General features: G+C 71.8%; 7 protein-coding genes and 1 pseudogene. 4 read left to right on the forward strand and 4 right to left on the reverse strand.

Annotated elements, in window-relative coordinates; genetic code table 11:
• Positions 1 to 36: 36 nt before the first annotated feature.
• Positions 37 to 387 carry a histidine triad nucleotide-binding protein gene (locus D455_RS0115835; RefSeq protein WP_017571690.1) on the reverse strand — a complete coding sequence of 117 codons (351 nt, stop codon included), beginning with the start codon at positions 385 to 387 and terminating at the stop codon, positions 37 to 39.
• A 387-nt stretch (positions 388 to 774) separates the two neighbouring features.
• Here D455_RS0115835 and D455_RS0115840 point away from each other — a divergent pair, with 387 nt between their 5' ends.
• Positions 775 to 1,305 (forward strand): SigE family RNA polymerase sigma factor, encoded by a 531-nt coding sequence (locus tag D455_RS0115840; protein ID WP_017571691.1) that lies wholly within the window; start codon positions 775 to 777, stop codon positions 1,303 to 1,305.
• Complete coding sequence (locus tag D455_RS0115845; RefSeq protein WP_017571692.1) at positions 1,302 to 2,102, forward strand: hypothetical protein; 801 nt, start codon at positions 1,302 to 1,304, stop codon at positions 2,100 to 2,102. Before D455_RS0115840 ends, D455_RS0115845 begins: the two co-directional genes overlap by 4 nt.
• Before the next feature lie 81 nt (positions 2,103 to 2,183).
• On the opposite strand, the gene D455_RS0115850 is transcribed toward D455_RS0115845, so the two are convergent.
• From D455_RS0115850 to hrcA, 3 genes are read right to left on the reverse strand one after another with little or no spacing between them, the layout of a single operon-like run.
• Positions 2,184 to 2,921: a 16S rRNA (uracil(1498)-N(3))-methyltransferase gene (locus D455_RS0115850; protein ID WP_017571693.1), complete on the reverse strand. Its 738-nt coding sequence runs from the start codon at positions 2,919 to 2,921 to the stop codon at positions 2,184 to 2,186.
• Positions 2,918 to 4,063: a molecular chaperone DnaJ gene (gene dnaJ / locus D455_RS0115855; protein ID WP_017571694.1), complete on the reverse strand. Its 1,146-nt coding sequence runs from the start codon at positions 4,061 to 4,063 to the stop codon at positions 2,918 to 2,920. The genes D455_RS0115850 and dnaJ overlap by 4 nt, the downstream gene beginning before the upstream one ends.
• A 4-nt stretch (positions 4,064 to 4,067) precedes the next feature.
• On the reverse strand, positions 4,068 to 5,081 hold the full coding sequence (gene hrcA / locus D455_RS0115860; RefSeq protein WP_017571695.1) for a heat-inducible transcriptional repressor HrcA: 1,014 nt from the start codon (positions 5,079 to 5,081) through the stop codon (positions 4,068 to 4,070).
• 172 nt (positions 5,082 to 5,253) lie between these two features.
• On the opposite strand from hrcA, the gene D455_RS0115865 reads away from it, so the two are divergent.
• Positions 5,254 to 6,096 carry a DUF3097 domain-containing protein gene (locus tag D455_RS0115865; protein ID WP_017571696.1) on the forward strand — a complete coding sequence of 281 codons (843 nt, stop codon included), beginning with the start codon at positions 5,254 to 5,256 and terminating at the stop codon, positions 6,094 to 6,096.
• 158 nt (positions 6,097 to 6,254) lie between these two features.
• A pseudogene (locus D455_RS0115870) lies at positions 6,255 to 6,600 on the forward strand (DUF4870 domain-containing protein); the annotation flags it as partial.

The raw sequence follows: 6,600 nt of genomic DNA on the forward strand, positions 1-6,600 counted from the left end.
TCGATCCGTTATTTCCGGGGGGACACCCCGCGCGGACTACCCGGGTGGCCACTCCAGGCCGCGGCCCCCGAGGAGGTGCCCGTGCAGGTGGAAGACCGTCTGTCCGGCGCCGCTGCCGGTGTTGAACACCAGCCGGTAGCCGAAGTCGGCGACGTCCTCGGCCGTGGCCACCTCGTGGGCCACGCGGACGATCTCGTCGATCAGACCGGTGTCCGCGGCGGCGGCCTCGGCGGCGTTGGGATAGTGCTCGCGTGGAATGATCAGCACGTGCGTGGGCGCCTGGGGATTGATGTCGCGGAAGGCGATCATGCGCTCGCTCTCCTGCACGATCTCGGCGGGGACCTCCCCCTTCACGATCTTGCAGAAAAGGCAGTCGTCCTGGGCCATCGCGCACCTCTTTTCTTTCCTTCTAGGGCCGTCCGGGACCATGATGCCGCAGGTCGGCAATGAGCGGGCCGATACCGCGGCCGGAGGCCGACCGTTGAGGGCGGTAGCCCGCCCCCACGCGAAGCACCCCCCGGCGGGCGATGGTGGGCGACGGGCGGGCGTCGAGGAACACCCTTTCGGGCCCCCGGAAGCCGGTTCGGCGACGGACGGCGTTCCGGGCGCGATAGGCTTTCCACCCGTGCGCGCCAGGTCGTCGGCTCCGTCCGGCCTCGGCCATCTTGCCGCGTGTTCGGATTGAAACGCACGTCTACCTGGAAAAGAAGAGGTATGCCCTTTCGTAAACCCCGCGACAAGGGTGTGCGTCGAACTGATGTGACGACAGAAACCATGGTGGCAGGAGCCACCACGGCCCCGCTCTCGGTGGAGTGGGACGCTGACCATGCCGTGACGGAGCTCTACCGGGAGCACTACCGTCCGCTCGTTCGGCTCGCCGCCCTACTCGTCCGCGATCACGCGACCGCGGAGGAGGTCGTCCAGGACTCGTTCGTCGCCATGCACGGAGCGTGGCGCCGCCTGCGCGATCCGAACAAGGCTCTGTCCTACCTACGTCAGGCCGTGGTGAACAAGGCCAGGTCCGTGCTCCGCCACAGGGCGGTCGTGGAGAAGCACGTGCCCAAGGCCCTGCCCGACGCCCCCAGCGCCGAGCACGGCGCTCTGAGCCTGTTGGAGCGCGAAGCCGTCATCCGCGCCCTGCGCAAACTACCCACCCGTCAGCGAGAGGCCATCGTGCTCCGGTACTACGGCGACCTGTCCGAGGCACAGATCGCGGACGCCATGGGGATCAGCCGGGGCGCGGTGAAGAGCCACACGTCCCGTGGTATCTCCGCGCTCCGCTCTGTTCTGGAGCAGACGACATGACCAGCCCCACGAACCCGACGAACGACCCGTTCGAGGAGCAGCTCCGCCACCTGCTCAAGGCCGAGGCCGACACGGTCACGACCTCTCCCGAGGCGTTGAACCTCATCCGCGAGCGCACGGAGCGCAACCGCGGGTCGGCCTGGTTCGGCCTGCCCTGGCTACGTCCGGCGGTGGCGGTGGCGGGAGCCGCCCTGATCGCCGCCTCCGTGGTCATCTCCAGCCCCCAGGTCCGCGACCACGTGCTGGAGATCGTCCCCGCGGGCGCCGACCGCGAGGGCGCGCCCGCCGACGAGGAGGACGACGAGGGCGGCGTGACCGCTCCGGACACCTCCTCCGGCTCCGTCGACGGCACCACCCAGCCGGAGGAGGAGCCGCAGGAGGAACCGGTGGCTCCGCCCAGCCCGGAGGACGAGGAGGAGCCCTCTCCGCCCGAGGAGGAGCCCGAAACCACCGCATCCTGCCCGCCGTCCGAGGCCGGAGATCCCTCCGCGACTCCGTCCGCCCCTGAGGAGGACGGGAAGCAGGAGGATGCGGCGCCCTCCGAGGAGGAGTGCGAGCCGACCGACGAGCCCAGCACCGGTACCGGCGACGACGGCACCGGTGAGGGCGGTGCCGGCACCGGCGGCGACGGCACCGACGGGGAGGGCTCCGCTGGTGGTGACGGCGGCGGCGACACCGGTGGCACCGGAGAGACCGGCGGTGACACCGGCGGCGGTACGGAGACCGGTGGCGGCGGCGGTGAGTCCACCACCGGCGGCGGTTCCGACACCAGCGGTGGGTCGGGGAGCGGCGGCTGACCCGCCGCCCACACAGCGCGAGAGGCGCCCGGACCGCGTCCGGGCGCCTCTTCTCACGTCAGTGGACTGACCGGTGGGGGTTCACCAGCGGCCGGTGCGTGCCTGGAGGACCGACAGGGCGGCGACCCCGGCGGTGGAGGTGCGCAGCACGCTCGGCCCCAGGATCGCCCGGACCGCGCCCGCGGCGGCGAACGCCTCCAGTTCGGCGTCGGAGAAGCCGCCCTCGGGGCCGACCACCAGGACGACGCCCGGGCCCTCCCCCGTGGGCGGTTCCAGTTCCGACAGGCGGCTGGCGCCGTCCTCGTGCAGCACGATCCCCAGGTCCGCCCCGGCCAGCAGAGCGGCCACCGCGGAGCGGTCCGCGAGGTCGGCGACCTCGGGCAGCCGTGCGCGCCGGGCCTGCTTGGCCGCCTCGCGGGCGGTCGCGCGCCATTTGGCCAGCGCCTTGGCGGCCCGGTCGCCCTTCCAGCGGGTGACGCAGCGCTCCGCCGCCCAGGGCACGACCGCGTCGGCACCGGCCTCGGTCATCATCTCCACGGCCAGTTCGCCCCGGTCCCCCTTGGGCAGGGCCTGGACGACGGTCAGGCGGGGGCGGGGCTCCGGTTCCTCCCGGCGCTCCACCACCGCGCAGACGATGTGGTCCCTGCCCACGTCGGTCACCGTGCAGCGTGCGCGCAGGCCGAGGCCGTCGGACAGGTCGACGGCCTCTCCCTCCCTGATGCGGCGCACCACGGCGGCGTGACGCCCCTCGGCGCCGTCCACCGTCACCCGGTCGGCCGCCAGTTCGGCGGTCGCGACCAGGAAGACCGGCGGTGTCACTTGGCGCCGAAGGCGTCGCGGATCTTGGAGAAGAACCCGCCGTGTCCGGGGCTGAAGCGGCCCGGGGTCTGGTCCTCACCGCGCAGCTCGGCGAACTTGCGCAGCAGGGCCTCCTGCTCCTCGTCCAGCCTGCTCGGGGTCTCCACGTCGACGCGGATGCGCAGGTCTCCCCGGCCGCCGCCGTCGAGGTGGCTGACGCCCTTGTTGGGGAGGGTGATGACGTGGCCGGAGTTGGTGCCCGGGCGCAGGTCGATGTTCTCGGTGCCGTCGAGGGTGTCGAAGGTGAAGGAGGCGCCCAGCGCGGCGGCCGTCATGGGAACGGTCACCGTGCAGTGCAGGTCGTCCCCGCGGCGCTCGAACGTGGGGTGCGGGCGCTGGACGATCTCCAGGATGATGTCGCCGCGCGGCCCGCCGTTGGGTCCGACCTCGCCCTCTCCGGCCAGCTGGATGCGGGTGCCGTCGTCGACGCCCGCGGGGATCTTGACCGTGCGGGTGACCTTCTCGCGCACCCGGCCCTCGCCCGCGCAGTCGCCGCAGGGGTTGGTGATGACCGTGCCCTGGCCCGAGCACTGCGGGCAGGGGCGGGAGGTCATGACCTGGCCGAGGAAGGAGCGGGTGACCTGGGAGACCTCGCCCTGCCCGTGACACATCTCACAGGTGGTGCGGTGCGAACCGGCGGCCGTCCCCTCGCCCTGGCAGGTCTCGCACAGGATGGCGGTGGGGAAGGTGATCTCCTTGCTGACCCCGAACGCGGTCTCCACCAGGTCCAGTTCGACCCGGATCTTGATGCTGCGGCCCCGGCGGACCCGTTCCCGGGGGCCGCGCCCGCCGGGCTGGCCGCCGCCGAAGAACGCGTTCATGATGTCGTCGAAGGCGAAGCCGCCCGCGCCGCCGAAGCCTCCGGCGCCGCCGCCACCACCGCCGGGAGCGTAGGGGTCCTGGCCCATGTCGAACATCCGGCGCTTGCTCTCGTCGGAGAGGACCTCGTAGGCCTGGGTCACCTCCTTGAAGCGCTCCTGGGTCGCGGGGTCCGGGTTGATGTCCGGGTGCAGTTCGCGCGCGAGCCGCCGGTACGCCTTCTTGATCTCGTCCTTGGACGCGTCACGACGCACCCCGAGAATCTGGTAATAGTCTCTGGCCACTGGGTTACTGTCCTGCCAAAATCTGTCCGACATACCGAGCCACGGCGCGTACCGCTCCCATCGTTCCTGGATAGTCCATCCGGGTGGGTCCCACCACACCGATCTTGGCGAGCGACTGGTTTCCCACACCGTAGTCCGCCGACACGATGGAGGTGGATCTCAGGCCCTCGTGGAAGTTCTCCGCGCCGATGCGCACCGTGAGCATCGACGGGTCCTTGGCCTCACCCAGCAAACGGATGAGGACCATGTTCTCTTCCAGCGCCTCCAGAACATCCCGCAGGCTGGCTGCGAAGTCGACGGCGGCGAGGTTGGCCGTCCCCGCGAGGACGATCTTCTCCTCGTGCCGTTCGACGAGGCTCTCCAGCAGGACGGAGAGGACCGCCACGGCCATCTGGCGATGCTCGGGCGGGACCTGCGGAGGCAGGTCCTCCACCGCGTCGGGCACGTCACCGAGGTGGCGCCCGGCGATGGCCCGGTTCAGCATCGCGCGCAGGTCGTTGACGGCGGTCTCGTTGACCTCTCCCAAGCCGTCGATGACACGCTGCTCGACCCGGCCCGTGTTGGTGATCACGACCATCATGACCCGCTGGCCCCCGAGGGGGACCAGCTCCACGTGCTGGACCGACGAGCGGGTCAGCGAGGGGTACTGGACGATCGCCACCTGGCGGGTGAGCTGCGCGAGGAGCCGCACGGTGCGGGCGACGATCTCGTCGAGGTCCACGGCTCCGGTGAGGAAGGACTCGATGGCGCGCCGCTCCGCGGTCGAGAGCGGTTTGACCGAGGAGAGCCGGTCCACGAAGAGCCGGTACCCCTTGTCCGTGGGCACCCGGCCCGCGCTGGTGTGCGGCTGGGTGATGTAGCCGTCCTCCTCCAACGCGACCATGTCGTTGCGGATGGTCGCCGGGGAGACTCCGAGCCTGTGCCGGTCGGCCAGGGCCCGGGAGCCCACGGGCTCGTTGGTGTTGACGAAGTCCTCGACGACGGCACGCAGGACCGCGAGCTTGCGCTCATCCAGCAACTCGCCACCTCCTGGCACTCCGTGGTCCTCAGTGCTAATTCTATGCCCGGCCGCAAACCCGGGCATCTACCCGCGGGTAGCAACACCGTGGCGCGGCCGTGTCATTCCCGTTCCACCCCCGGGCGCGCCGCCGGCGGAGGGATGACACCTGCCACCAGTACACTGCACGATCGTGGCAACCAAGGGAAACGGCCGTTACGGCCGCGACGTGCTCGCCGGGGACTGGCGTCGGCCCGTGAGGAAGGCGATCCGCGAGGTGCCGCTGGAACGGGACCTGGTCGTGGAGGACGCCGACGAGGCGTTCTGCGGGGCGGTGGTGGCCTGGGACAGGGCCGCCGTGACCCTGGAGGACCGGCACGGCCGCCGTCGTGTGTTCGACCTCGCCCCGGCCGGGTTCCTGGTCGACGGCGAGCCGGTCACCCTGGTGCGCCCCTCCGCCTCCCCGAGGGGGCCGCTGCGCAGCGCCTCCGGCTCGGTGGCGGTGCCGGACGCGCGGGCGCGCACGGCCCGGGAGAGCCGGATCTACGTGGAGGGCGCCCACGACGCCGAACTCGTGGAGAAGGTCTGGGGCCACGACCTGCGTGTGGAGGGGGTGGCCGTCGAGTTCCTGGAGGGGATCGACGACCTGCCCTCGATCGTGGCGGATTTCTCACCCGGCCCGGGGAGAAGACTGGGTGTCCTGGTGGACCACCTGGTTCCGGGCTCCAAGGAGACCCGGATCGCCGAGCGGGTGCGCGGTGAGCACGTGCTGGTGGTCGGCCACCCCTACGTCGACGTCTGGCAGGCGGTACGGCCGGACGCCGTGGGCGTCCGGGCCTGGCCCGAGGTGCCGCGGGGCGTCCCCTGGAAGGAGGGGATCGTGCGTGCCCTGGGGTGGCGTATGGAGACCGGGGAGGCGTGGCGCCGGATCCTGGGCTCGGTCCGTACCTATGCTGACCTGGAGCCCGCCCTGCTCGGCCGGGTGGAGGAGCTGATCGACTTCGTCACCGGGCCGCACCCGGACGAACCCCGGTGAGCGCTGCGCGGGGGAGCGTCGGCAGGACCTAGGATTCTGACCAGGGCGAGGTGTGGGCCCCGTGCCCGTCACCGTGGTCGCCCGCCTCCGGCCCTGTGCGGTCGTCGGTTCAGACGTAGTAGGAACCTCCCCCCATTCAGTGGAGCCAAGGAAGAGGCATGAGCGAGACCCCGACGAACCCCCCGTCCCCGGAGGACCCCCACCGGGGACAGCAGCCGGACCACGGGCAGCCCCCGCAGCCGGACCAGCAGCCCGCTCCCGGGCAGCGGTCCGAGGCGCAGTCGCCGTACGCGCCCCAGCCGGAACAGGGCCAGCCCGGACACGGACACCAGTCCCCGTACGCGCCCCAGCCCGAGCAGGGCCAGCAGGGGCACGGACAGCCCTCCGGCGCCCAGTCCCCCTACGCACCCCAGCCCGAGCAGGGCCAGCCCGCCTACGGGCAGCAGCCGGGTGCTCCGTCGCCGTACGCCCCACCCCAGGAGTACGCCCAACAGCCCTACGGCC

It is taken from the genome of Nocardiopsis halotolerans DSM 44410, from assembly GCF_000341065.1.
Lineage (GTDB): Bacteria > Actinomycetota > Actinomycetes > Streptosporangiales > Streptosporangiaceae > Nocardiopsis > Nocardiopsis halotolerans.

Excerpts from the sequence above, each read along its gene's own strand:
- D455_RS0115835 (WP_017571690.1), bottom strand. The coding sequence starts at position 387 with ATGGCCCAGGACGACTGCCTTTTCTGCAAGATCGTGAAGGGGGAGGTC.
- D455_RS0115840 (WP_017571691.1), top strand. The coding sequence starts at position 775 with ATGGTGGCAGGAGCCACCACGGCCCCGCTCTCGGTGGAGTGGGACGCT.
- D455_RS0115845 (WP_017571692.1), top strand. The coding sequence starts at position 1,302 with ATGACCAGCCCCACGAACCCGACGAACGACCCGTTCGAGGAGCAGCTC.